Below are 25,342 nucleotides of genomic sequence, written 5' to 3' on the forward strand. Positions count from 1 at the left end.
AATACTGGCCGTTTTCCTGATTTCCCTTTATGGCGGTCCGCATAAGGGCACCCATGCAACGACGGTGCCCGCCATGTTACGGAGGACCGACCATGCCCCCATCGCACGATGATAGCCTGTCCCCCGCGGAACGGGCGCAGCTGGACGTGCAGATCTGGCAGAATGCCTTCTGTGCCGCACTGCTTGATCTGGATGACGCGCAGCGCCGGAGGCTGCTGGCCCGGCTGGACCGCCTGCGCCAGACGATAGCCCACGGCAAGGATACACCCAGCCGCGTCAATACCCGTGCGGCGCAGGACCATGCCCTGCATGTGGTGGGGCAGGCAATGGATCAGTCAGCGGACCGTACGCCACCCTTGCGCGTGCCGCTGTGGTGCCGGGACATACCCGATTGTGACTGATCGTGCATAAGCATCTTTTCCATGTCACTGATTGTCTATTGGGGATGGGGACCCCATTTAGCATTGTAATCATGATGGAAATGAGGATTGGATGTGATTGATCGTGATCTGCAGGGGATGATGCTCCATCACATGGCGGCCAATGGCGGTTCGGCCGATCTGGCGCCGGAAGACGATGCGGATGCAGAGCGGTACGCCAGAAACCTGCTTGATCTGGAACTGCAGGGGCTGACCAGGGGCGGTGTCACCATTACCGACAGGGGATTGCGCATTACCGGCGACAGCACCCTGACCAATGCGGGCCTGGCCTATCTGGACCGGCCGAATGACGTGCATATGGTGCTGGATGGCCCTGCGACCGTAAAGACCCTGCACCAGCGCATTGCGCGCGACCCCACGCTATCAGATACGGAACGGCACGACCTTGCGCGGTCGCTGGATGACATGCACCCGCTGGCGCTGAAGGCCTTCGGGCAGGAATTGATGGAACGCGCGGTTGCGCAGGGCGCGGATACGATACCGCTGCTGAAAAAACATACGGCCCCCAAGGGAACCTCATGACGGGCTGCTGCCCCTGCATGCCTGTACGGTGGTATTCATTCTGAAACCAAATATAAGAAAAAATGCATATAAATTTAATACATAAGTCTTATTTCAATAAAAACTTACCAGAGTAAATAAAAATCCCCTGCCGCATGTAAGTTGCAAAAGGGTAGGTTATTTATTGCATATCAGGTCGGCTCCCCCCTATCTGCGCTTTTACTGCCATCTCTGCGATAACGCACGGTATCTGTCTGAAATGGCCAGTGATGGCGCCATGTATACATGGCGGCCCGTGCCGGTCAGGCAGCCGGGATGGAAGGGGAAAGATGCGGCACTTTACCAGGACCTGTCAGCGGGGTGGCAAGGGGCATTCGTTGCTGGCGCTGTGGCAGGTCGCCGTTGCGGGACTGTTTGCCCTGTGCATGATTGTCACGCCAGCGCACGGCCATGCCGCCGAAGCGGATGCCGATACGGGGCAGGGCATGACCCGTGACCAGGCCCGGCAGGTGCTGGCCGTCATGAATGATCCGGAAAAACGCGCTGAATTCGCCAGTACGTTATCCGCCATCGCGTCCCGGCTTCCGTCTGTCCCGGCTGCGCCTGCCGCCGCACCCGCGCCCAAAGCCGCCGCGGATGCTCTGGCGGTTGAACCTGATACCCTGGGCAGCGACCTGGTGCAGGACATGGAAACCCTGCGTGGCCGGCTGATCGTGCAGGCCCAGCATTTCGTGGCCCTGTTTGGTGATCTGGTGTTCGTGGTGCACTGGACCCATACCATTTTTGCCGATCCGCAATCGCGGGTCATCCTGTTTGACGCCGTCGGGCGGGCCACCCTTATCCTGCTGCTGGCGCTGGCGGCGGAACATGGCTTTTCCCTGCTGTTGCGCAAGCCACTGCTCAAGGTGACCGAACGGGCGGTTGCGACCGAACGCCGCCTGAACCTGCCCGATGCCCCGGCCGGACCGCCCGTGCCGCCAGCCCCGGCGGCCGCTGCTGCGGCGCAGGACAGTGATGAAGCACAGACCCGGCAGGTCGACATGCAGGCGCAGCACGCGACGCTCCGCCTGCTGGCGCGTGTGCCCTATTCGCTCATGCACCTGCTGATCAAGCTGCTGCCGGTGGGGCTGTTCTTCGCGCTGGGCACCAGTTTCGCCTACCTGCTGACCACAACGCATCAGGCGATGCTGGTCACGCTTACGCTGACCAATGCCTATGTGGTCGCGCGCGTTGTCTATCTGTTGATGGAAACGCTGTTCGTGCCCCATTCGCCCGCCATCCGCCTGTGCAGCGCCAGCGACCAGACCGCCTTCATGGTCACGCACTGGCTCAATTTCCTGGTCGCCGCGCCATCGGTGGTGGTGTGCCTGTCCACGCTGGGCGGGGTATTTGACATGCCCGCGCGGGGGACGGAGGCCATCATCCGCTCTGTCGTGCTGATCGAACATGTACTGGTCGCCATTTTTACCTGGCGTGTCCGAAGGCACGTCGCACTGGCGCTGCAGCCACCCGCACGGTTGCGCACGCAGCCTTTCTGGATGTTCCTCGGGCGTCTGGTCTATCTGTGGTGGGTGCCGGCCATGTTCTTCAACTTTGCCCTGTGGCTGATCTGGGCCACGCATATCCAGGGCGGGTATGCGTGGATCATCCGCACCGTCATCCTGACGACAACTGTCGTGATCGTGTCACGTCTGCTGTCGGTCGTGATCTATAACCTGCAGAACCGGCTGTTCCATATCTCCCCCGCGATGGAGGCGCGTTATCCCGGCCTGCAGGCGCGGGTGAACTATTATTATCCCACGTCACGCAAAATCCTGTCGTTCCTGATGTTTTTTGCATCCGCCACGCTGTTCCTGCAGGCACTGGGGCTGCCCGCCATCCATTTCCTGTTCCACGGCAGGCTGGGGCCGAAGATCATTGGCGCGATGCTGTCCATCCTTGTCGCCTATACGGTCGCCATCATCACGTGGGAGGCCGCCAATGCGGCCCTGCAGGGACAGATCAGCCGGTTTGAACAGTCATCACAGACCGGACGCGCCAGCCGGCTGAGAACGGTCCTGCCGATTATCAAGACCGTCCTTCTGGCGTTGATCATCATCATTGTGGCTGTTACCACGCTGTCACAGATCGGGATCAATGTGGCGCCACTGCTGACGGGTGCGGGGATCATGGGTGCCGCCATCGCCTTTGGCGCGCAGAGCCTGGTGAAAGACTTCATCACCGGCTTCTTCATGCTGGTGGAAAACGCCATTCAGGTGGGCGACTGGGTTACGGCGGGCGGCGTGTCCGGCACGGTCGAACATCTGTCGATCCGTACCCTGCGGCTGCGTTCGGTCAACGGTGACCTGCATATCATCCCGTTTTCGGAAGTGTCGTCCATCGCCAATACGTCGCGTGACTATAACCTGGTGGTGGTTGATTTCATGATCGACCTCAGCCAGGACACGAAACAGCTTTGCGCCATACTGCATGAAGAACTGGAACTGATGCGCAAGACCCCGCGCTACGGGCACCTTATCATGTCCGGGTTCTCATTTCTGGGGATCGAGCAGGCGGATGGAAATGGCGCCCGCTTCCTTGGTTCGGTGCGGACCATGCCGGGCGCCAAATGGACGGTCTATCGGGAATACTACAGTCGTCTGGCCGTGCGCATGAATAATGAAGGCATCAAATTCCCGGTTCCCAGTTCCCTGAACCTGCTGGGAAATGGCCCGGACCCGGATGGCCTGAAGGTAACAGCCGCCGTATCGCCCACGCCTGGACCGCACGCGCCACAGGCGTGAGTATTCCGGGGGCAGGGTTACGGGCCCGCGGTCAGCCCTGTTGCCGATGACAGGGCTACGCCGGCGTTGACGAACAGGCCCTTCAGCGGAATGCTGCTGATGGATTTGAAATAAAGCGGGGTCCATCCGGGCGTGCCGTCAGAGGCGACCAGCCGGTAGATGTGCAGCGTTGTCGGCGCGGGCGCTGGCGCCGCCCCGGCAGGGGAACGCACGGCCTCGATCAGCAATAATACAGGCGTATTGTCAATCCGGGCGGTCGCAAACGATAGCGCGGCAAGGGCGTCGTCACCCGTGTGCGGGGTATCGGTCAGGTGGTCATGAAGGCTGTGGTCCCTGCTTTCGGGCAGGGGATCGGCCCCGATAACGCTCTGTCGTCCATCCGGTGTTACGGCCGTGACAAGAAAGACGTGATAGCCCCATGCGTTGCCATTATCGCGCCATGCCTGAAAGACGGATATTTTTGTCCCCATTGGAATATCCGGCCGGTCCCCTGGCAGCACCCCTGGCGGAAGGGCCAGCACATTCGTGCCGTCATGGAGCGTGACCGGCGCAAGGCCGGCAGGCAGCCCGGCAACGGGTGCGGCCACAGCGGAAGAAACCGTGCCTGCAATGGCCAGCATGACAGTCGTTATTGTGTGGATCGACAGTTTTATCATGGATTGAATCCTGATGCCCGTATCTGTTCAGCCATACAGTTTCAACAGGGCAGGAACAATCACAATGACCATAATAATGACAGTAAAACGTCTCCTGCCTTTGCTACCCCGGCTGCGGGGAACTGTAACAGTCAGATCATTCGGCATCCCGGCAGGTTGCCTGCGGCACCTGCCGTCCGGGGGCAGGTCGCGAATACCATGGCACGGGTGGAAATGCTGTATCCGCAGGATCAGGACGATGGAAAAACCGTATCGAACAGCAGTTTGAAGTTCAGTACCACGATAATGGCCGCGACAAGCCACGATACCATGGCAAGGGGCCGGGAGATGACGAATGTCCCCATTTTCTGCCGGTCGGATACAAACATGACCAGCGGAATGACCGCAAAGGGTAACTGCAGGGACAGGATCACCTGACTGGCCAGCAGCAGGTCGCCCACGCCCCTGTCGCCATAAATGGCCGTGACAATGACAACCGGCACGATAGCCAGCCCACGTGTCAGCAGCCTGCGCGCCCAGTGGGGAATGCGCAGCCGCAGGAACCCCTCCATAATGATCTGGCCCGCCAGTGTGCCGGTAATGGTGGAATTGGTGCCTGCCGCCAGCAGTGCAACCGCAAACAGGGTAGAGGCAATGCCCATGCCCAGCACGGGCGACAGCAGGCGGTACGCATCTTCCAGTTCCGCGACATCCTGATGGCCGGTGGTATGGAAGGCAGCCGCCGCCACGATCAGGATCGCAGCATTGATGAACAGCGCCAGCATAAGCGCAAGCGTGCTGTCCCATGTGGCCCAGCGTATGGCGTCCCGTCGCCCCGGTATGGTGCGGGGAAAGGCGCGCGTCTGCACGATGGAGGAATGCAGGTACAGGTTATGCGGCATGACCGTCGCCCCGATAATGCCAATGGCGATATACAGCATTTTGCTGTTGGTCACGATCCGGGTGGAGGGCAGGAACCCTTTCAGCAGGGCGGCGATGGGCGGACTGGCGGCCGCAACCTGCACGGCGAAGCACAGGGCAATGATGCTGAGCAGCCCGATAATGAATGCCTCCAGGTACCGGAAGCCACGGTTCATCAGGAACAGGACAAGAAAGGCGTCCAGAACGGAAATCAGGGCACCTGCCAGCAGGGGAATGCCAAACAGCAGTTGCAGCGCCACAGCCGTTCCAATGACTTCCGCCAGGTCGCAGGCAATGATCGCCAGTTCACAGGCCAGCCAAAGGATAATGTTCACGACCGGCGGGAAATGATCGCGACACGCCTGCGCCAGATCGCGGCCGGTGGCGATGCCAAGCCGCGCCGACAGGGACTGCAGCACGATCGCCATAAGGTTGGACAGCATGATGACCGCCAGCAGCGTATAACCGAACTGCGCGCCGCCCTGCAGGTCGGTGGCCCAGTTGCCGGGGTCCATATACCCGACGGACACCATGTATCCCGGCCCCACGAACGCCATGAACCGGCGCAGCCATGATGCGCTGGCATCCGGCACGCGCACGCTGGCGAACGCTTCGGGCAGGCTGTTGGTGTCAGGTTCCCCCGTCCGGGCAAAACGCCATCCTGCGGATGAAGACGAAGGGGAGGTCGGGGGTGTTGGTGGCGTCATGGTCATACTCAATCGTATCCGCCATAAATATGCAATATGCTATATCACATTGCACAGGGAAATTTTATCAGCCTTTACCATGGCTGGGTGCTTGCGGGGGTATTGAAGAAAAATATGGGAATTTCTGAAAACTATATTTAATTTATAAAATAGAACTGAAAATATTTTGTATTTCCATTAAATAATATGAATTACCAAACAACAGGTTGTGTTTCATGTGTGCCGCATAAAACAGACGGTTCCATAAACCTGCCGACGATACGCCAGAAGTTTTTGGTGAAGCTTTTTTTCAAAAGCTTCGGTCCTGTCAGGAAAGGGGGAAGGTATCCCGCAGGCGTCGGTGCCTTACGCCATATCCAACGTAAATATCGCACGCAATGCTGTTGGAATGGGGATATTCTGGCCGGATATCCCTGATACGGCACTATCAATGGCGCGGATCAGGGGCGCAGCACGCGTCCTTTCCGGTGGAAAGGCGCGTAGTCGCTGTCCCTGTTTACGCCAGGGCTGCCTTGCCAGCCGCTGCCAGCGCGACATCCGCCTGTGGCGTATGGATACGTGCGCACAGTACATTGCGAAAATGACGTTCCAGCGGATTGTCCTGACTGAGTGCCGGATTACCAATCGCCGCAACCCCCAGTTCCACGGCCCTGATGGCGTTTTCCGTTATGACGTATTTGGCCAGATTGGCTTCCGTACCGGGATAATCCCCGCTTTCGGTCCTGCTGAGCGCACCAGCCAGTATGCTGCGGTTGGTCATCAGCAGCGCGTCAATCTGTCCCAGCAGGGTATGGAACCGTGGCAATGTTGCCAGCGGCCGGCCCAGTGCGGTCGGCACGCGGGCATGCAGGAAGGAGATCAGCCAGTCGCGGGCGGCGCGGGCAACGCCATCATACAGGGCCGCAATGGCCAGCGCGTGGCCGACAACCAGCGTGCCATCATTACTGTGCCACTGGTCTGGCGCCCGCAGGTCAACCAGCGCCGTTCCGGGCAGTTCGACATTTTCAAATATGAAGGTGTGGCTGCCTGTGGCGCGCATGCCCATCTGGTGCCAGCTTCGTTCAATGCGTATGCCCGGCGCATGCAGGTCAACCAGCACCTGCCCGACCCGTGGCTGCGCCTCATCTGTCGCAACCCATACCATTCCCCAGCGGAGCGCGGTTGACCCGGTGGAATAGATTTTCCGCCCGTTCAGCACGGGCCTGCCTGAAGCCTGCGAAATGCGCGTGGCAGGCAGGCCGCCGCGCGACGGGGTGCCAAGATCAGGCTCGACCCGTAAGGCATTGATAAGCGCACCATCATGCAGGGCGGTTTCAATGACCCGCCGCCGCGTGGTTTCGGGCCAGCCGGTGGCGCGTGCGATCAGGGCATGCTGCAGGAAGTGCATGGCCAGTATCAGCGCCGTGGACGGATCGCCCGTGGCCAGTGTGCCCGTCACTTCCACGATCTGCCTGATCCCGCCGCCCTGTCCGCCGTCCGCGCGTGCTATGGTCAGGCCATACAGGCCCGCGGCGCGACAGTCAGCAAGGTTGTCCATGGCAATGTCGCCAGACCGGTCATACGCGCCCGCGCGGGGGGCGAAACGTGCCGCCAGCGCATCCAGCGCCTGCTGTGTCACGGCGGGGGGCGGGGAAATGGGTGAACCCATAGTTCAGATGTCCTTGCAGCAGTTATCCATGGCGGATCGGGGTATGTGGACTTCATCATCATGAAACGGCAGGCGCAAGGCATGTCGTCCATCGTGATCCGCCCCGGCCAGACAGCCCGGCGGTCATCTGGCATTTGGACAGGAAAGCGCGTCCGCGCGGTTGCGCCATACGGGCGGGGTTGCAAGTATGGCGGCCCGTCATGCGGCGGTGCGGGTCATGCACGCGCCGCCCCCCTTTTTCCAGACCGCAGGTTTTTGACATGAAGCAACGTGAACTCGGGTGTACCGGTATCAGGGTCAGTGAAATCTGTCTTGGCACGATGACCTTTGGCCAGCAGAACACGGAAGCCGAGGGGCATGCCCAGCTTGATATGGCCGTGGCGCACGGCATCAATTTCATTGATACGGCCGAACTCTATTCCATTCCCCCGCGTGCCGAGACCCATGGCGCGACGGAGCGTATTGTCGGAAGCTGGCTCAGGGCGCGCGGAGGACGTGAGCGCCTGATCATTGCCAGCAAGGTGGTCGGACGCGGGACCATGCCATGGTTTCGTCCTGGCGGGGAGGAAACGCGCCTGACGCCGCAACAGATCCGCTACGCGCTGGACGGGTCGCTGCAGCGGCTGGGCACGGATTACATCGACCTTTACCAACTGCACTGGCCTGACCGGAAAATCGGCCTGTTCGGGGCAGGGGGCAACACGTTCACCACGCCGGCCGATGCGGATGAGGTACCGATTGCCGAAACACTGGGCGCGCTGGCCGATCTGGTGAAGGAAGGCAAGATCCGCCATGTCGGCCTGTCGAACGAAACCGCATGGGGCCTGTCGCAATATCTGGCCGAAGCCCGTAACGGCGCGCCGCGCGTCGTGTCCATCCAGAACGCCTATAACTTGCTGAACCGCACGTTTGAAATCGGGCTGGCGGAAATGTCGCTGCGCGAGGGCGTGGGCCTGCTGGCCTATTCCCCGCTGGCGCAGGGCTACCTGACCGGGAAATACCTTGATGGCGCCCGGCCCGCCGATGCGCGCACGACCCTGTTCAATCGCGGGCAGCGATATGAAAAACCGGGGGTGGATGACGCCATCCGCGCCTATGTCGCGCTGGCGCGCGAACATGGCATCGACCCCGTCCAGCTTGCCATCGCCTTTGTCACATCGCGGCCATTCGTGACATCCAACATTATCGGCGCGACCAGCGTGGCGCAGCTTGCGACCATTGTGGGGGCGGACAACGTGACCATTACCCCCGAACTTGAAGACAGGATCAATGCGATCCATCAGGTCCATTCCAACCCCGCGCCCTGACCATGTCCCGGTCGTGCGCGGTTTCAGGATAACGGGGACATGAAAACGGTTCCCGGGGCCGCCTTTTTAACAAAAGGCGGCCTTCCCCGAGGTCCGGAATGGTCCATGGACCCCACGCATCCGTGTCGCCATGACGGTCGTTTTCGTGGTGGCATCATGCCTTTTTCATCAATGTCCGGGGACAAAGTATAAATGACAGGGTGATCCTGTCAGATGGAACATATCTGTACAGATTTATAAAATGACATGCTATATTGTCCGCCGGTCATTTCATGGGTGTTCCGGTGATTTTGTTTTTTTCTGGCCTGATTGCGCTTGTTCTTCTGGTCGCGCTGAATATTTTCATTTCACTTTCCGAAATATCATTTGCCGCGGCGCGTGATGCGCGGCTGCGTTCCCGCGCCGAGGCGGGTGATGAACGCGCCACCGCGTTCCTGAAGCTGCGGCGCAACAGCGGGCAGGTCATGACGGTCCTGCAGATATGCCTCAACGGCGTGGGCGTGCTGGGCGGCATGATCAGTTCGGAAATGATCGCGCCCTCCCTGACCCATGGGCTGATGGGGTGGGGGCTGCCCCGTTCCACGGCGGAAACGCTGGCCACCCTGTTCGGTTTCGTGCTGGTGACGGGCCTGTTCGTGCTGTTTGCCGACCTGCTGCCAAAACGCGTGGCCATGAACGCGCCGGACAAGATTGCGCTGGCTGTCGGCTGGTTCCCGGCGCTGGCGCTGAAGCTGCTCTATCCCATTGTCTGGGTATTTTCCAAACTGTCCGACGCCATCCTGCGGGCGCTGAAGATTCCGGCAGCCTCGGCGGTTGAACCTGTCACGCCAGAGGACCTGCGCGCCATCCTTGCCGCAGGCACGGCGTCTGGTGTCCTGCTGGAACAGGAACACCAGATGATCCAGAACGTACTGGGCCTGCAGGACCGTTCGATCACATCCGCCATGACCCCGCGTGATGAAATCGTTTTTCTCGACCTTCAGGAAACCATCGAGGAACAGAAAACCAAGGTCCGGGCCAAGCCCTATTCACGCTATCCCCTGTGCAATGGCGGGCTGGATAATGTCGTTGGTTCCATCCGCGCCGAGGACGTTCTGGCGGCCGTGGTGGACCGGGACCCGGCGGAAGCCCCCCCGCCGGGGCCACAGGGCGCACTATCCAGCGGCAATGCGATTTTCCGGGTGCGACGGGATGTCCTGTCCGTACCCGAGACGATCAACCTGTGGGATACGCTGGCGCAGTTTGACACGCATGGCGTGGGGTTTGCGCTGGTCGTGAATGAATACGGGCTGGTCGTGGGGCTGATTACCTTCAAGGACATCATGGGCGCGCTGATGGGCGGACTGGCCAACCCGTTCGAGGAACAGCTGATCGTGCGCCGCGACGCCAATTCATGGCTGATTGACGGCGCGGCCTCCATCGGTGACGTGCGACGCGAACTGGAGGCCGCTGATCTGGATGAAGGCGGCCCCTTTGATACCATCGGCGGCTTTGTCATGCACCGCCTGCGCCGCATGGCGCGCAAGGCTGACCGCGTGGATACGCTTGGCTTCCGGTTTGAAGTGGTTGATGTGGAGGGCTTCCGCATCAACCAGCTTCTGGTCACCCGGCTGAACGGGGCGTAACCACGCCACGGGCCGCGCGATTACGGCCCGCGCATGCCGCCGCCCATATAGGGCCCCCGTCCCGGACCACCATATCCGGTGCCATATCCCCCGCGGCCATAGCCGTCATCATGCGGGCCACGGTGATGGTGGTGATAGCGGCCGCCATCATGGCAGGCCGCAACGGACAGGCCGATGGCCAGGGCGCAGAGCAATTGTGTGATACGTGTCATGTGTGCCTCCTGTAATCGCATGACAACGTCACGGCGGCGCGAAGGTTTGGGCGGAACGACACCTGACCGTCATTCCGCCCGACGACTGCGTTTCCGGACGATCCGGGCATGCATGGCGCGGACTCTCCACAGAATGGGGGCTGGAAGCTGGCGCGATCCGTCTGCGCAAGGTCAAGCAGGCACTGGGCAAGGGATTCAAGACAAGTCGATGACATCACGGTACAGGACCATGCGTTGTGCCGCAGGCGGCCAGTTCGGTCCGCATGTGCAGCCCTCCTGCCAGGGTGTGCGGGAGGGGCATACCGGCCCGGTTCCATGCCCGGCCCGCCAGTCAGGATCGGGACGGATATGCCTGCGTCGTGTCCGCCATCCCCTGGCCGGGGGCATGCGATGACGCTGCATGGCCCTGAAAAAGCGCCCTTACGTGGCGCAAGGTTCAGTCGCGCGGGGCGGGAGCGGATGATACGGTATCGACCGGCGTGCAGCCTTCTGGCGGGTTGTCACGCAGGAAGCGGGCGAATTCATTGAACGCCGGACCACGCGGGTCGGATGTGCGCCAGACAAGCCCGATCGTGCGGTAGGCTGACGGAAGCGCGGTCACGGTGATCAGCCCCTCCCATGCGGCCCGGTGGCGCAGGGCGAGACGGGGGATGAGGGAATATCCCTCGCCCGCGCCAATCATGTGCCACAGCATTTCCAGGCTGGTGGCCAGACGCGGCTGGTCACGCTGGGGCGGCATGCCACACAGCGTCAGCGCCTGGTCACGCAGGCAGTGCCCGTCTTCCAGCAGCAGCAGGTCCGGTCCCCGCAGGTCGGGCATCGCCAGCGTCCTGCGGTGCGCCAGCGGGTGACCGGCGGGAAAGGCGGCAAGAAAAGGTTCGCGGAACAGGGGCGCACATTCGAATCCGTCGCCGCCCACCGGCAGGGCCGCGAACACCACATCCAGTTCATCATGCCGCAGCATGCGCAGCATTGTATCCGTCAGGCTGTCGGTCAGCTGCAGCTTCAGTTGCGGATAGGCACGGCGCAGCAGCGGCAGCAGGTCGGGCACGTAATAGGGGCCAAGCGTTGCAATGACCCCCATGCGCACCAGCCCTTCCAGCGGGCCAGTGCGCACGCGCGCGGCCTCGATCATGGCGCGGGCGGCGGCCAGCACGTCGCGCCCCATCGCAATCAGGCGCGCGCCATCAGGGGTTACGGTTACATGACGGCGGGAGCGTTCAAACAGCACAACGCCCAGCAGGGATTCCAGCTTGCGCACCTGTTCCGACAGGCCGCCCTGGCTGACGCCGCAGCGTTCGGCCGCGCGGGAGAAGTTGCGCAGGTCATCCACCGCCACCACATATTCGATGTCGCGCAGCGACAGGCCGGAAAGGGGAATATAGCTCATGTCTATAGATAGGACCGATTTCGGTGTGTTTGTAAAAAGGTTTTTCCGATCACACCCATTGACAGAAACGGTTTCTCCCCATTTCGTGTTTGTGGGACAAATGGCCCGTCAACACCTGACAAGCCAAAGTAAGGAGCATTCCGCATGGCACGCATTAATTCATCTCTGAAGCCGTTTGAGACAGACGCTTTCCACAACGGAAAGTTCATCAAGGTGACCGATGCCGATGTGAAGGGTAAATGGTCCGTATTCTTCTTCTATCCGGCGGATTTCACCTTTGTCTGCCCGACGGAACTTGAAGATCTGGCTGACAATTACGAAGCGTTCCAGAAGCTCGGCGTGGAAATCTACTCGGTTTCGACCGACAAGCATTTCACCCACAAGGCATGGCACGACACGTCGCCGGCCATCAGCAAGATCAAATACGTCATGCTGGGTGACCCGACCGCGCACATCGCACGTAATTTTGATGTGTATATCGAGGAAGCTGGCGTGGCCGACCGCGGCACCTTCCTGATCGATCCGGAAGGCAAGATCCAGTACATCGAAATCACCGCCGGCAGCGTTGGCCGTAGCGCGGCCGAACTGCTCGCCAAGATCGAGGCCGCGCAGTACGTCGCCTCCCACCCCGGCGAAGTCTGCCCCGCGAAGTGGAAGGAAGGCGGCAAGACGCTGACCCCGTCGCTGGACCTCGTCGGCAAGATCTGACGTCCATGGTCATGGTCCGGCCCTTCGGGGCCGGGCCAGCCATGCCACCTTTTCCCAAAGAGCGGAGCCCATTCCCATGTTGCAAGATCCCATCAAGACGCAGCTCAAGGGTTATCTGGCCAGCCTTGCGCACCCGATCGTGCTGGAGGCCAGCCTGGATGAAACCCCTGCATCGCGCGAGATGCACGAACTCCTGCACGAGGTCGCCGCCCTTTCGGACAAGGTGCAGGTGTCCGAGGCGGGTCAGGCCACCCGGCGGCCCAGCTTTGTCATCCGCCGCGATGGCACGAAAACGCAGGTCACGTTCGCCGCCATTCCCATGGGGCATGAATTCACGTCCTTCGTGCTGGCCATGCTGCAGGTTGGCGGTCACGCGCCAAAAATCCCCGATGATGTGGCGGCCCGAATCCGCGCCCTGCCGGGACAGTACAGTTTCGAAACCTACGTTGCCCTGTCATGCCAGAACTGCCCCGATGTGGTACAGGCGCTCAACGCCATGTGCGTGCTGAACCCCAACATCCACAACGTCACGATTGACGGGGCGCTGTTCCCTGATGAAGTCGCCGCGCGCAACATCATGTCCGTGCCGCAGGTGTACCTGAATGGCAGGCTGTTCGAGACGGGGCGCATGGAAATCGAGCAGATACTGGCCCTGCTGGATGCCGACGCACCCCGGCAGGCCGCCGAAAAGCTGAAGGACATCGCGCCGTTTGATGTCCTGATCATCGGGGAAGGGCCCGCCGGGGCGTCGGCTGCGGTCTATGCCGCGCGCAAGGGACTGCGTACCGGGCTGGTGGGCGACCGTTTTGGCGGGCAGGTCATGGATACCGCAGGCATCGAGAACTTCATCTCGATCCCCGAAACCGATGGCCCGAAACTGGCTGCGGCACTCGAGGCCCACGTCCGGCAGTACGATGTGGAGATCATTCCCGGCCAGCGTGCAAAGGAACTGTTTCCCGCCCCCCAGCCCGGCGGCCTGCATGGCGTGGTGCTGGAAAATGGCGCGGTGCTGCATTCGCGCACGGTCATACTGGCGACGGGCGCGCACTGGCGGCATCTGGGCGTGCCGGGTGAGGAAGAATACCGCAATAAGGGCGTGGCCTACTGCCCGCATTGCGATGGCCCGTTCTACAAGGGCAAGCGCGTGGCCGTGGCCGGTGGCGGCAATAGCGGGGTGGAAGCGGCAATCGACCTTGCGGGTATCGTGGCCCACGTGACGCTGCTGCAGCGCGGGTCGCACCTGAAGGCGGACAAGGTGCTGCAGGACAAGCTGCATACCCTGCCCAATGTCACGGTCCTGACCGAAGCCCTGACCACCCGGATCGAGGGGAATGGGCGTAACGTGACGGGCCTGACCTATCGTGGTGGCGATGGCGCGGACCACCACATCGACCTGGAAGGGGTGTTCGTACAGATCGGCCTGCTGCCCAATACCGGCTGGCTGAAGGGGACGCTTGATCTGAATGACTTTGGTGAAATCATCGTGAATGACCACTGCGCCACATCAATCCCCGGTGTGTTCGCTGCGGGTGATGCGACAACCACGCCCTACAAGCAGATTGTCATTGCCGTGGGCGAAGGGGCGACGGCCGCGCTGTCCGCCTTTGACTACCTGATCCGCGTGCCTGCGCCCGCGCGGGAAAATCTGGTCATGGCCTGATCATCGATCCATCTGTCCCGACAGGACCATCATGAAGCGTTCCAAATGCCGCCTTTTTCAAAAGGCGGCATTTTTCTTACGTGCGAATGCCACGCAACCCGTCTGCCTTCGGGCCGTTTCGCAGGGGCAGGCGACATGAAGGTGGCGTTGGCCGACAGGTGCCACGCGGCCGCATGAACCACGCCTGTTGCCTCATGATCCCGACGGAGACAGGCCAATGGCGTACAAGACAGTCAATCCGTTTACCAACGAAACCATTGCAACATTTCCCGATCTGACGGATGCGGAACTGGCGCAGAAGCTGGACCGCGCCCATGCGACCTACAGGGACTGGTCGAAACTGCCCTTTGCCCGGCGTGCGGCGATTGTGGGCAAGGCCGCCGACCTGCTGCGCGAACACAAAGACAGGTATGCCCGCCTGCTGACGCTGGAAATGGGCAAGCTGTACCGCGAAAGTCTGGCGGAAGTCGAACTGTCCGCCGATATCCTGCAATATTATGCCGATAATGCCGAAACATTCCTTGCACCGCAGAAACTGACGGAAAAAAGCGGACGTGGGGATCTGGCCATGGTTGTCAGCCAGCCGCTGGGCATCCTGTTCGCCATCGAGCCATGGAATTTTCCCTACTACCAGCTTGCCCGCGTGGTGGGGCCGCAGTTCATGGCGGGTAACGTGGTGATGGTGAAGCATGCATCCAACGTGCCGCAGGCGGCTGCCGCCTTTGAACAGCTGTTCCGTGATGCCGGCGCGCCGGAAGGGCTGTACACCAACCTGTATGCCACCCGTGACCAGACGGGGCGCATCATTGCCGATGACCGTGTGATTGGTGTCGCCCTGACCGGCAGCGAGGGGGCAGGGGCCATTGTCGCGTCACAGGCCGGCAAGGCGCTGAAAAAGACCACCATGGAACTGGGCGGTAGCGACGCGTTTATCGTGCTGGAAGATGCGGACCTTGAAAAATCCGTGAAATGGGCGGTCTGGGGGCGCATGAACAATGGGGGGCAGTGCTGTGTCGCAGCCAAGCGCATTATCGTAGCCGAGCCGATTGCTGATGCCTTCCTCGATCGCTTTGCAACCGAACTGGGGAAGCTGGTGCCCGGTGACCCGATGGATGAAAAAAGCGGGGTTCCGCCCCTGTCATCGCAGGGTGCTGCCGACCAGCTGAATGAACAGGTGGAACTGGCGGTAAAGAATGGCGCGAAACTCATGCGTGTTGGCCCCACGCCCCCCAACCAGGGCGCGTTCGTGCAGACCGGTATCCTGACCGATATTACCCCCGACAACCCGGTGTTCCATCAGGAACTGTTCGGGCCGGTGGCCATGTTCTTCCGTGTCCGTGACGAGGCGGAGGCCATCGCCCTTGCCAATGACAACCCGTACGGGCTGGGTGGCTCGGTCTTTACGTCCGATCCGGCACGCGGCATCCGGGTGGCGGAACAGATCGAAACAGGCATGGTCTATGTCAACCATCCCACATGGACCACGTCAGACCTGCCGTTCGGTGGTGTCAAGCGCTCGGGCTTCGGTCGGGAACTGTCTTCCATGGGCATACAGGAATTCGTCAACAAGAAGCTGATTGACGTCGTGCCGATTGATGCCGGTCCGTAAAGGACGTTTGTGCGGTGCGCTGTATTGCCCGTCCATGACTGGATGATGCTCCACCCCTCCCGTTCAGCCCGTTACGACGGGTTGGCCGGGGCGGCTGGTCCCCGCGCGGCGTCAGGCGCCGGTGCCGCGGTGGGGGAGGCTGGCGCAAGCTGCGACGTCCGGGTGTCGGGCGTGGTGGCGGTAGCCGTGGCGGGCAGCCATCCCCCTTCAAACCCGGCACGTTCCAGTCCCGCGCGGATATAGGGGTTGCGCTTCATCACGTTCCATACCAGCCCGCTGCGCCAGTTTTCAATCATGAGCAGGATCGGCCCCTGATCGATGCCCAGATATTCCCTGTCGGTCCAGAAGGTCTGCCCGTTGCGGAAACTGGGGTTGAACGCATCAACGAAACCGTACTGGCCGTAAATACTCTGCCCGTACCTGTTTTTCATGTTGCGCAATGTCGGCAGCACGATTTCCGGCGCAAATGCGATGGACCCGGCAGCGGCGGTAGGGGCAACGGTGCCATCATCCTGCGTGTAGTCACGGCCCGTGCCACGGGCGGAATAGGACAGGAAGTGCCGCGACTGCCCGTCAATCTGCCGGGTGACATCACCGGGACCGTCACACGCGGTCAGGCCCCACATCGTGGCACTGTAATCATGCCATTTACCGGGGTTGGCAATGGCATAGGCCCGCTGGGCATAGACGGCGCGGCGGCTGTTTTCAAAATAGTCGATCTGCTTTTCACGCGCCCATGCATCCCGCACGCCACGGAAATCGATCCATGCATGGGTGTACTGGTGGCCGAACAGGGGCGCGAAATTCAGGAAAGTCTGTCCGTAATAATCCCCCCAGCGCTGGTTGTTCGTGGCCAGCCACGCCTGCCACGACGTAGGCGCAAGCGCATGGGTGGGTGAACCCAGGCCAAGGATATAGGCCATCATCCCCTCGCTGTACCCTTCCCAGTAGCTGGGAATGAAGCCGTGTTCGGGACTCCATCCCATGCTCAGCCGGTTGTCGGGGCGGGTCATCCACTGCCAGTTGACGCGTTTGTACAGCTGGTCCGCCAGGGTGCGGATCTCGGCTTCCTGCGGTATATCGCGATCAAAAAAGGACTGTGAAAACAGCACGCCCTGCATCAGCAGTGCCGTATCGATGCTGGACAGTTCGATATCATGGCTGAACCGCAGTCCCGTGCCTTTGTTCAGGAAGTGATAGTAAAACCCCTGATACCCCATCGCCCCGTCCGCCGTGTCGTTCTGGGGACCATCCATAAGATAATGCAGGGTGGCAAGTGTCCGTGTCGCGGCCTGCGCGCGGGTGACGTAGCCCCGGCTGGCCCCGATGCCATAGGCCGTCAGACCGAACCCGATGGAGGCCACGCTGCTCAGTGTCTGGGGGGATGGGTACCGGTCTGGCACCAGCCCGGTCTTCGGGTCGCCCGCATCCCAGAACCAGCGGAACGTCCGCCGTTCCAGATCGTTCATGAGCGCGGTATCCGCAGTGCTGGCGGCGGCATGGGGAACGGATGGCGCCGCCGCCGCGCTGGCCGTTACGCCATCAGCCGCGCGTGCGGACAGGATGGGGGAGGATGAGGCAATAATCAGGGCTGACAGGATGACACGCGCGTGCCGTCCCCTTGGTCGAGAATGCAAAACCCGGTCTCCCGCCCGTTGCCGTTCGGCTTTTATGAATTCAGATCCGGGCCGTGGCAATATCCCGGCAGGCATCCGGGGGCAGAAGTTTCATTACGAAATGTAACTGACGAAGCGGGCAGGGAGGTTTTAACGTCCCGCCGTGCGGAGCGGCTCAGGCGACGGTGTGGCGGATTCCCACCCCAGCCCAAGCGCCTTCTGCACGGCAATGTAGTCATTGGTCATGCTGGCCTGCGCCTGTGCCTGCTGCTGTTCGATCTGGACGCGCTGGCGTTCCACATCCAGCGCGTCAATGACCGACAGGGTGCCCGCGCGCTGGCGCTGCTGCGCCAGTGTCCATGACCGGTCGGACGCCCCGCGCGCTTCCTGCAGTTTCAGCACGTATTCCCGCTGGTGGCCAAAGCGGGACAGCGCGCCTTCGGCATCCTGCAGCGCGGACAGGACGACACCCTGATAATGGGCAAGGGCGGCATCACGCCCGCCCTTTGCTTCGCCCACGCGCGAATTGGTGCGGGCAAAGTTCAGGATGCTCCATTCCAGCGTGGGGCCGCCCATGTAGGAAAAACTGTCGCCCGAGAAGAAACGCTGCCCGTTGGCGGCGGTGAAGCCGACCGTGCCGAACAGGCTGATCTTGGGGAAATACTGCCCGATGGCCTGCCCGATCTGGGCATTGTTCGCGGCAATGTCGCGTTCGGCCACGCGGATGTCGGGACGCCTGCGCAGCAGGTCGGCGGGGTTGCCAACGGGCACCACGGCAGGCGGCAGGGGAACCGGGGCGGGCGTGGATAACTGCGCGTCAAGCTGCCCCGGCTCGCGTCCGGTCAGGGTGGCCAGCGCGTCCATGTATCCCGCCTGCTGGGCCTTCATGGGGGCAATGGCGCCCTGAATCTGTAACAGCTGCCCCGCGAAGCGTTCCACATCTTCCTGCGATGCCGTGCCCTGTGCCCGGCGCTGGCGGGTCAGGTCCAGCATGGTCTGCTCGATTTCGACGGAACGCTGCATAAGCTGGAGCCTGCGCTGCACATCACGCAGGCTGACGTAATTGCGGCCCACATCTGCCGCCAGCCGGACACGGGTATCGGCCAGCTGCGCCATCTGGGCCTCGCTTTGCGCACGGGCGCCTTCGTATCCGCGCCGGTTGCCGCCAAAGGGGTCGATTTCCCAGCTGGCGTCAAATCCCGCGCCATAGGAATCCGACTTGATGGCAGGCGGCAGCGACATGGCCTCCGGCTGTCCGCTGCCGCCAAGGACCGAGGTAATGTCCCCCGTGGGCAGGCGCGTGCGGTCCCAGAACGCGGCCATGCCACCGCCGGGGAAGAACCCGGCGAAGCGTTCACGCTGGGTTGCGCGCGCGGTATGCAGCCGGGCCGCCGCCTGCTTCATGTCGGGGCTGTTGTGCAGCGCGGTGGTGACAAGGTCGGTCAGCACCGGATCGTTCAGTCCGTCCCACCAGTGCGACAGGGGTGCCTGCGCCGTGGTCAGCGCGGGGTCTGCGCGGTGGAATCCTGCCGCATGTTCGGCCACGGGGGCGACGTGCGGCGGCCCCTTGTAATCAGGGCCCACGGAACATGCCGCAAGCGTCGTGGCCAGGGTGATACCGGTAACGGTGCGGCATGCGCGTGCATGACGACGGGAGGGGAAAAGGGTCATGTGCGTCATCCCACCGTCATGCCGGCATCTTTGGGCATGGGCTTGATAAGGATTACAAGGGGCATCATCACCAGCAGGGCGATGCCAAATATCCAGAACAGGTCGCCATAGGTCATGACCGTGGCCTGCCGCGTGATCAGGGCGCTCAGGCGCGCCAGTCCGTAATGCTGCACGAATTCCTGCCCCAGCGGGGAATTGGCGGTGATGGTTTCCTCGATACGGGCGGTATGCAGGTCCATCCGGCGGTCATGCAGGGTCGCGACCGCCGCCAGTCCGAATGATCCCCCAAGGTTGCGCGCGGCGTTGAACAGGCCGGACGCATCTTCCGCATACTGTATGGGCACCGCGCTGGTCGCTGCCTGGTTGAGGAACAGCAGCGAGAAGAACTGCGCAAAGCCACGCACCACCTGCGACCAGAAAAAATGCGGCCCCGCGCTGTCGGGTGACAGGTGCGCGTTCATGAAACAGCTGACGACATACAGGAACATGCCAAATGCGATGGCCAGCCGGATATCAAGCTTGCGCACCAGAATGGGAAATACCGCCAGCATAAGCAGGGTGGGAATGCCGCTTATGGCGGCCACCACACCGGACTGTTCGGAATTGTAGTCGGGAACGGCGGCAAGGAACTGCGGGATCAGGTACAGGATGCCATACAGCGCGCCACCCACCCCGAGGCTGAGGACAAATACCCCGAAAAAGCTTTTCTGCAGCAGGATTTTCAGGTGGATGACCGGCTGTCGTGACCGGAACTGTCCCACCACCAGCAGGATCATGCCAAGCAGGGACATGATGCTGAGTTCGCGGATCATGTCGGATTCAAACCAGCGTTCGCGCTGCCCTTCCTCCAGCACCACGGTCAGGCCACCCAGCCCCAGCACCAGCCCGGCAAGGCCGTAATAATCGGTGTTCCGGAATTCGCCCCAGTCGATCCGGCCCTTGGGCAGGCCGACAAACAGCAGCACCATCAGCCCGATGCTAATGGGCAGGTTGAGGAAAAAGGCATAATGCCAGCTCAGGTTTTCCGTCAGCCACCCGCCAATGACCGGCCCGATCACCGGGCCAAGGACCGCGGTCATGCCAAACAGCGCGATGCCCACCGGCCGTTGCGCCGGTGGCAGGCGCGTGGCCACGATGGTCATGGCGGTCGGGATCATCGCCCCGCCCGTAAAGCCCTGTCCCACGCGGCCGATGATCATGTGCATGAGGTTGGGCGAAAGCCCGCACCACATGGAAAAGATGGTGAACAGCACGGCTGCGATCAGCAGGAAATTGCGCAGCTTGAATATGCGCTCGAACCATCCGGCCAGCGGGATCATGACGATTTCGGCCACAAGGTAGGCCGTGGTGACCCATGTGCCCTCGCTGCTCGACGCCCCGATTTCCCCCTGGATGGTGGGCAGCGCCGAATTGACGATGGAGGTATCCAGCGTCGCCATAAGCGCGCCGATGGTGCCCGCCGCCACCGCCAGCCATGCCGCCGCGTCCGCTTTCTGCGGGGCGGTGGGGCCGCTGGGGTCTGCTGGCTGCGTGCTCACGATCCGCCACCGCCGGGGGCCGGGTCGGTTCCGGCTGCCAGCGTATCGACTGCCGCCGTAACCGACAGACCGGGGATCAGCACCACACGTTGCGCCGGATCTGGCTGGATATGGATGCGCACCGGCACGCGCTGCACCACCTTGGTGAAGTTGCCGGTTGCGTTGTCCGGCGGCAGCAGGGCGAACTGCGCGCCCGTGCCCGGCGCAAAGCTTTCGACCGTGCCGTGTATTTTCTCACCACCCAGCGCATCGACCGATACCGTGACCGGCTGGCCCGCGCGCATGCGACGGATCTGCGTTTCCTTGAAATTGGCGACAAGGTAGATGTCCTGCACCGGCACGATGGTCATCATATGCGTGCCCACGGCGGCGTACTGCCCCACGCGGGCGCTGCGGTCGCCCACGCGTCCGTCCACGGCGGCGCGGATGGTGGTGGCGTCCAGATCCACCTGCGCGGAACGCTGCTGGGCTATGGCCTGTTCAATGCGGGCCTGCGCCTGCAGGATCTCGGCGCGGAAGGTGGCGATCTGAAGCTGTGCGGATTTCAGGGCGGCTGTGGCCTGCGCCAGCTGGGCATGCGCCTGTGCGCTGCTGTTGCGCAACTGGTCGTAATGTTCGTTCGTTTCTGCCCCCGTGGCGGCCAGCGCACGGTAGCGGGCAACCTGCCGGTCGGCAAAATCGACCTGTGCCTGCGCTGCGTCGCGCCGGGCCTGCGCCTGTGCGATTTCGGCATCCTGCGCGTCGATCTGGGCCCTGGTCTGGATGATCGCGGCATTGCCCTGATCCGCCAGCGCGCGGGCCTGTTCAAAGCGCGCGCGGGGGTCGCGTTCATCCATGCGCACCAGTACCTGCCCCTTTGTCACCGTCTGGTTTTCCGCCACCAGGACCTGATCGACAAAGCCGGCCACGCGGGTGGATACCGTGACCTGATCGGCCTGCAGGTAGGCGTCGTTCGTGGACTGGATGAACCGCCCATGCGTCCACCAGTGAACCAGCCAGACCACAAACGCGATCAGGGCAAGACCCGCGATGCCTGCCAGTACCAGCCTGCGCATTGCGGCCTTGCGCGGGTCGACCGGTTTTTCCGGGGGGATGTCCGTTGTCGCACTGTCTGGTGCGCGCTGGCCTGAGGAAGAAGGATCGGTCTGGTGTGTATCAGGCATGCGCCACCATATATGGAACGATTTGGTACTGTTTTGTTAGGTGGACATCACGATATGGTCAAGCCACCCACGCATCGTGGTGGCAGCAGGTCACACGTGCACCGGAAGGCTGCCGCCAGAGGCCATGCCGGAGCAGGCCCCGGCATCCAGCAGGCCAGTTCCGGGCATGTCGTGCCGCTTCGGGGGCAATCGTCGGGCGCTGGGGCGGATCAGGGGCATCATGTGGCCTGCGATGCGCAGGATGCTGTCTGTGCACGACAGGGCAGGCCGGATGTGCGCGCACCTGCGCCCCACGGTGCTGATGGCAACACAGGTCAGTCACGTTTTTCAAACGCACCGGCAATGGTCAGCGTGACGGTATCGCCCAGCATTGGCATATAGGCCGTAACCCCGAAGTCACTGCGGCGCAGTGTGGCTGTCGCCTCGAACCCCACGGTATAGGCCCTGTCCAGCGGGTTGACGCCAGCGCCGACATAACGGGCCTGCAGGACCACCGGGCGGGTTACGCCATGCAGCGTCAGGTTGCCCGTAATGGCTGCGCCGTTCACGCCAGCGGGCACGACTGATGTGGAGGGAAAGGTCGCATCCGGATACCGGCCCGCGTCAAACCAGTCCGCATCCTTCAGTTCCCCTGTCAGCCTGTCGCTGGTGGTCTGAAGGCTGCCGATCGGCACGCTGACTGTCAGCCGCGCGGCGGATGGATGCGCCGGATCAAGCTGCAATGTGCCGCTTATGCCTGAAAACATGCCGGAATAATGCGTGAACCCCATGTGCAGCACGGAAAAGATGATCTGGGTATGGGCCGGATCGACCCGATAGCGTCCGGCCTGCACCTCTGCCACGGGTGGCGCGGCCAGGGCAGGGGCCGCCAGCAGCATGAAGGCTGCGGTAACGCTGGTCATGTAGTGTGTCATGAAACCACTCCACAGACGGGATGCCTGCCACCTTCAGCCAAACCGGAAACCCGATAGCGCCTTGCCCATCACGGTATCGCTGTAATCGCGCACGCCCCGGTCCGTCCCGGCGGCCCCCGCTACGAACATGAGCGGCAGCAGGTGCTCGGGCCGGGGGTGGCAGATCCGTGCGCCCGGTGCGTGCATCCATTGTGTCAGCGCCTCGGTCCGTACGTCCGGTGGGGCTTCCACCGCATGGGCCAGCCATGTGTCGAATTCCCGTGATACGGCGTTGGACTGCGGGTTCTGGCCCATGAAATGGTGCAGGTTATGATACGTCATGCCCGTGCCCACAATCAGGATGTTCCGCTCACGCAGGGGGCGCAGCGCCGCCCCGATCCGTATTTCCATTGCGGCGTTCAGGTCGCGTTGCAGCGACAGTTCCACAACCGGGATGTCCGCCTGCGGAAACGCCAGCATGAACGGGATGAACACGCCATGGTCAAACCCGCGTTCGGGGTCCTGCGCGCAGGCAATGCCCGCCCTGTCCAGCAGGGTGCAGGCATGCGCCGCGAGTTCCGGCGAACCCGGCGCGGGGTAGCGGAGCTGGTATGTATGCGGTGGAAAGCCGGAATAGTCATATATCAGCGCGGGATGCGCGCCGGATGTCACCGTGGGCACCCCCGTTTCCCAATGGCTGGACACGACCACGATCCCGTCCGGAGGCTGCGGCAGGCCTGCCGCCACCCCGCGCAGGTAGGCCGCCATACGGTCCCATGTATCGGACCAGTCCATGAAGAAACATGGCCCCCCGCCATGTGGCAGGAACAGGACGGGCTGGCGGGGCCGTGCCGTTTCGTTGATGGGGCGTGAGTGCTGTTCCATGCCGGTCACCTTCCTGTCGTGGTCGTCATGATCCCTTCATATCAGGATCAACGCCCCATATGCGCATCCGTTACGTTGCAGGGGCTACGTGCCAGCCCGTGGGGCGTGGCTGCGTGTGAATGGGGACGTCAGAATTTTATCTGGAACATCGACATGACCGCATGAAAATGTTCGGGCGTGTCACCGCCCGTGATCTGCCCGTATTCATATTGTATGGTCGTGCGGATGATTCCCGTGGGCCACCAGTTCACGGCCAGCGACCCGGTCTGCTGATCGCCGCCATGTATGGGGCCGGCGTCAAGGTCCGCCTGGGAATAGCGGGCTGCCACCTCCAGCACGCCATAGCCGTTGCACAGCATGCTCTGCTTCGTGTCGCATGAGGGCGAGGAAAACGCCGCCGTGCGTCCCTTCCACTCCCGTCCTTTTCCATTGATGGTGTAGCCAAGCTGCCCGTACCACCCGTGGAAGCGCAGTTGCTGGCTGCTGCTGTTGATGTGGCTGTTCAGCATGATGTCAAAGGCTTCACCCTGAAACAGCAGTTTCTGCCATGATACGGCGGCCTCCACCCCGAAGGCGCCTGCACTGTCGGACTGGATTTTTCCTGTATTGAGGTATTTTGAAACCGTTCCGGGATTGATTTCCGGATTGTCGGACAGCGACAGCGTGGGCGCCGCATTGCCCGCGGAGGCCGGGCGGAATATCCATTCCCCCGAAAACCCCAGATGGAACAGCAGCGAGCGCGTACGCACCGGCAGGCCGACCAGGCGGAACGCCATGGCGCGCTGGTTGCCGTTTTCGCCCGGGCCTGCGGTGCCAGCCGTGGCGGACAGGGCAAAATGATAACGTTTCCCATACGTTTCCGCCTGCACCGCCTGCCGTTCGATGCCCGTGGCCAGGTTGCGTGTCAGGGTGGAGATGCTGGAACGTTCGATAAAGACGGTATCGCCCTGCGCCTGCATGGATTCAAGGCCGAAGCTGGGTTTGAAAATACCCGCCGTAAACACGAAATGCCGCAGCCCGATATAGGAAACCTGGCCTTCAAACAGACGCATGGGCCCGCCGGGCGCAGGCCCGAAGTCCCATATCGCCCCGATTTCGACCTGTTTATGGATATTCAGCCGCACGCCATTGCGCATGCGCGCGCCACGTGCCCCCGTGCCCGGACGGGCAGGCGACGCGCCGGGAAACCCGCCAACATCAAGCTGGTCCGTGGCGTAGGGCTTTATGGTTATGCCGTGCAGGTCAATGGTGGGAACGCTTTGGGCATGGGCCGTGCCTGCGCACATCATCACGAAAGTGCACAGTGCGGATCCGGCTTGCAATTGGCATGACAAGGGGCAGTGCTCTCCACACAACGTCATGAGGCGGGTCTACAGCCCATAGCATGGAAAGGCGGGGGAAGAAGTCATCAAATCTGTGCACGGGCGCGT

The 25,342-nt window shown here is 62.1% G+C and carries 20 protein-coding genes; 8 read left to right on the forward strand and 12 right to left on the reverse strand.

What is annotated here, in order from left to right:
• The first annotated feature begins 92 nt into the window (after positions 1-92).
• The 3 genes from B7449_RS05575 (at position 93) to B7449_RS05585 (ending at position 3,724) form a co-directional block, all read left to right on the forward strand.
• Positions 93-401 carry a hypothetical protein gene (locus B7449_RS05575; RefSeq protein ID WP_039736101.1) on the forward strand — a complete coding sequence of 103 codons (309 nt, stop codon included), beginning with the start codon at positions 93-95 and terminating at the stop codon, positions 399-401.
• A gap of 93 nt (positions 402-494) precedes the next feature.
• On the forward strand, positions 495-962 hold the full coding sequence (locus tag B7449_RS05580) for a hypothetical protein (RefSeq protein ID WP_039736121.1): 468 nt from the start codon (positions 495-497) through the stop codon (positions 960-962).
• Between the two features lie 404 nt (positions 963-1,366).
• On the forward strand, positions 1,367-3,724 hold the full coding sequence (locus B7449_RS05585; protein ID WP_082084782.1) for a mechanosensitive ion channel family protein: 2,358 nt from the start codon (positions 1,367-1,369) through the stop codon (positions 3,722-3,724).
• A gap of 17 nt (positions 3,725-3,741) precedes the next feature.
• Here B7449_RS05585 and B7449_RS05590 read toward each other — a convergent pair whose 3' ends face one another.
• The 3 genes from B7449_RS05590 to B7449_RS05600 all read right to left on the reverse strand — a co-directional run bounded on the left by B7449_RS05590 (position 3,742) and on the right by B7449_RS05600 (position 7,635).
• Positions 3,742-4,380 (reverse strand): hypothetical protein, encoded by a 639-nt coding sequence (locus tag B7449_RS05590; protein ID WP_052279987.1) that lies wholly within the window; start codon positions 4,378-4,380, stop codon positions 3,742-3,744.
• Between the two features lie 230 nt (positions 4,381-4,610).
• Positions 4,611-5,993: an Nramp family divalent metal transporter gene (locus B7449_RS05595; RefSeq protein ID WP_048883463.1), complete on the reverse strand. Its 1,383-nt coding sequence runs from the start codon at positions 5,991-5,993 to the stop codon at positions 4,611-4,613.
• A gap of 490 nt (positions 5,994-6,483) precedes the next feature.
• Positions 6,484-7,635 carry an acyl-CoA dehydrogenase family protein gene (locus tag B7449_RS05600; protein ID WP_039733525.1) on the reverse strand — a complete coding sequence of 384 codons (1,152 nt, stop codon included), beginning with the start codon at positions 7,633-7,635 and terminating at the stop codon, positions 6,484-6,486.
• 260 nt (positions 7,636-7,895) lie between these two features.
• Between B7449_RS05600 and B7449_RS05605 the strand changes: the two genes are divergently transcribed.
• Together B7449_RS05605 and B7449_RS05610 are read left to right on the forward strand one after the other, a co-directional pair.
• Complete coding sequence (locus B7449_RS05605) at positions 7,896-8,942, forward strand: aldo/keto reductase (protein ID WP_039735733.1); 1,047 nt, start codon at positions 7,896-7,898, stop codon at positions 8,940-8,942.
• A 284-nt stretch (positions 8,943-9,226) separates the two neighbouring features.
• Entirely contained in the window at positions 9,227-10,567 is a 1,341-nt protein-coding gene (locus tag B7449_RS05610) for a hemolysin family protein (RefSeq protein WP_235721165.1), read from the forward strand.
• Between the two features lie 20 nt (positions 10,568-10,587).
• Here B7449_RS05610 and B7449_RS05615 read toward each other — a convergent pair whose 3' ends face one another.
• Positions 10,588-10,779 carry a hypothetical protein gene (locus B7449_RS05615; RefSeq protein WP_039735735.1) on the reverse strand — a complete coding sequence of 64 codons (192 nt, stop codon included), beginning with the start codon at positions 10,777-10,779 and terminating at the stop codon, positions 10,588-10,590.
• Between the two features lie 436 nt (positions 10,780-11,215).
• Positions 11,216-12,169 (reverse strand): hydrogen peroxide-inducible genes activator, encoded by a 954-nt coding sequence (locus B7449_RS05620; RefSeq protein WP_039735736.1) that lies wholly within the window; start codon positions 12,167-12,169, stop codon positions 11,216-11,218.
• A 144-nt stretch (positions 12,170-12,313) separates the two neighbouring features.
• Here B7449_RS05620 and ahpC point away from each other — a divergent pair, with 144 nt between their 5' ends.
• The 3 genes from ahpC to B7449_RS05635 all read left to right on the forward strand — a co-directional run bounded on the left by ahpC (position 12,314) and on the right by B7449_RS05635 (position 16,146).
• Positions 12,314-12,877, forward strand: a complete 564-nt coding sequence (gene ahpC, locus B7449_RS05625) for an alkyl hydroperoxide reductase subunit C (RefSeq protein WP_010513351.1) — start codon at positions 12,314-12,316, stop codon at positions 12,875-12,877.
• A gap of 76 nt (positions 12,878-12,953) precedes the next feature.
• Positions 12,954-14,537, forward strand: a complete 1,584-nt coding sequence (ahpF, locus tag B7449_RS05630; RefSeq protein WP_039735738.1) for an alkyl hydroperoxide reductase subunit F — start codon at positions 12,954-12,956, stop codon at positions 14,535-14,537.
• A gap of 217 nt (positions 14,538-14,754) precedes the next feature.
• Positions 14,755-16,146 carry an NAD-dependent succinate-semialdehyde dehydrogenase gene (locus tag B7449_RS05635; RefSeq protein ID WP_039735739.1) on the forward strand — a complete coding sequence of 464 codons (1,392 nt, stop codon included), beginning with the start codon at positions 14,755-14,757 and terminating at the stop codon, positions 16,144-16,146.
• A 71-nt stretch (positions 16,147-16,217) separates the two neighbouring features.
• Here the strand turns inward: B7449_RS05635 and B7449_RS05640 are convergent, their stop codons facing one another.
• From B7449_RS05640 to B7449_RS05670, 7 genes are all read right to left on the reverse strand, one after another.
• Positions 16,218-17,783, reverse strand: coding sequence for a glucoamylase family protein (locus B7449_RS05640; RefSeq protein ID WP_039735740.1), 1,566 nt, complete (start codon positions 17,781-17,783; stop codon positions 16,218-16,220).
• Between the two features lie 129 nt (positions 17,784-17,912).
• Positions 17,913-19,433 (reverse strand): efflux transporter outer membrane subunit, encoded by a 1,521-nt coding sequence (locus B7449_RS05645; RefSeq protein ID WP_235721167.1) that lies wholly within the window; start codon positions 19,431-19,433, stop codon positions 17,913-17,915.
• Between the two features lie 5 nt (positions 19,434-19,438).
• Positions 19,439-20,971 carry an MDR family MFS transporter gene (locus B7449_RS05650; RefSeq protein WP_039735742.1) on the reverse strand — a complete coding sequence of 511 codons (1,533 nt, stop codon included), beginning with the start codon at positions 20,969-20,971 and terminating at the stop codon, positions 19,439-19,441.
• Positions 20,968-22,134 carry an HlyD family secretion protein gene (locus tag B7449_RS05655; protein WP_082084777.1) on the reverse strand — a complete coding sequence of 389 codons (1,167 nt, stop codon included), beginning with the start codon at positions 22,132-22,134 and terminating at the stop codon, positions 20,968-20,970. The genes B7449_RS05650 and B7449_RS05655 overlap by 4 nt, the downstream gene beginning before the upstream one ends.
• Positions 22,135-22,448: 314 nt before the next feature.
• Entirely contained in the window at positions 22,449-23,048 is a 600-nt protein-coding gene (locus B7449_RS05660; RefSeq protein ID WP_039735744.1) for a YceI family protein, read from the reverse strand.
• Between the two features lie 33 nt (positions 23,049-23,081).
• Positions 23,082-23,912, reverse strand: a complete 831-nt coding sequence (locus B7449_RS05665) for a DODA-type extradiol aromatic ring-opening family dioxygenase (protein ID WP_039735745.1) — start codon at positions 23,910-23,912, stop codon at positions 23,082-23,084.
• Positions 23,913-24,040: 128 nt separating this feature from the next.
• A complete protein-coding gene (locus tag B7449_RS05670) occupies positions 24,041-25,201 on the reverse strand; it encodes an OprO/OprP family phosphate-selective porin (RefSeq protein WP_373321546.1) in 1,161 nt (386 codons plus the stop codon).
• Positions 25,202-25,342: the final 141 nt, after the last annotated feature.

This window comes from Komagataeibacter intermedius TF2, assembly GCF_000964425.1.
Lineage (GTDB): Bacteria > Pseudomonadota > Alphaproteobacteria > Acetobacterales > Acetobacteraceae > Komagataeibacter > Komagataeibacter intermedius.

Bases quoted from the DNA above. Each gene is read 5' to 3' on its own strand.
- B7449_RS05575 (WP_039736101.1), top strand. From the start codon at position 93: ATGCCCCCATCGCACGATGATAGCCTGTCCCCCGCGGAACGGGCGCAG.
- B7449_RS05585 (WP_082084782.1), top strand. From the start codon at position 1,367: ATGATTGTCACGCCAGCGCACGGCCATGCCGCCGAAGCGGATGCCGAT.
- B7449_RS05590 (WP_052279987.1), bottom strand. From the start codon at position 4,380: ATGATAAAACTGTCGATCCACACAATAACGACTGTCATGCTGGCCATT.
- B7449_RS05595 (WP_048883463.1), bottom strand. From the start codon at position 5,993: ATGACCATGACGCCACCAACACCCCCGACCTCCCCTTCGTCTTCATCC.
- B7449_RS05600 (WP_039733525.1), bottom strand. From the start codon at position 7,635: ATGGGTTCACCCATTTCCCCGCCCCCCGCCGTGACACAGCAGGCGCTG.
- B7449_RS05605 (WP_039735733.1), top strand. From the start codon at position 7,896: ATGAAGCAACGTGAACTCGGGTGTACCGGTATCAGGGTCAGTGAAATC.
- B7449_RS05615 (WP_039735735.1), bottom strand. From the start codon at position 10,779: ATGACACGTATCACACAATTGCTCTGCGCCCTGGCCATCGGCCTGTCC.
- B7449_RS05620 (WP_039735736.1), bottom strand. From the start codon at position 12,169: ATGAGCTATATTCCCCTTTCCGGCCTGTCGCTGCGCGACATCGAATAT.
- ahpC (WP_010513351.1), top strand. From the start codon at position 12,314: ATGGCACGCATTAATTCATCTCTGAAGCCGTTTGAGACAGACGCTTTC.
- ahpF (WP_039735738.1), top strand. From the start codon at position 12,954: ATGTTGCAAGATCCCATCAAGACGCAGCTCAAGGGTTATCTGGCCAGC.
- B7449_RS05635 (WP_039735739.1), top strand. From the start codon at position 14,755: ATGGCGTACAAGACAGTCAATCCGTTTACCAACGAAACCATTGCAACA.
- B7449_RS05645 (WP_235721167.1), bottom strand. From the start codon at position 19,433: ATGACCCTTTTCCCCTCCCGTCGTCATGCACGCGCATGCCGCACCGTT.
- B7449_RS05655 (WP_082084777.1), bottom strand. From the start codon at position 22,134: ATGCCTGATACACACCAGACCGATCCTTCTTCCTCAGGCCAGCGCGCA.
- B7449_RS05660 (WP_039735744.1), bottom strand. From the start codon at position 23,048: ATGACACACTACATGACCAGCGTTACCGCAGCCTTCATGCTGCTGGCG.
- B7449_RS05665 (WP_039735745.1), bottom strand. From the start codon at position 23,912: ATGGAACAGCACTCACGCCCCATCAACGAAACGGCACGGCCCCGCCAG.
- B7449_RS05670 (WP_373321546.1), bottom strand. From the start codon at position 25,201: ATGATGTGCGCAGGCACGGCCCATGCCCAAAGCGTTCCCACCATTGAC.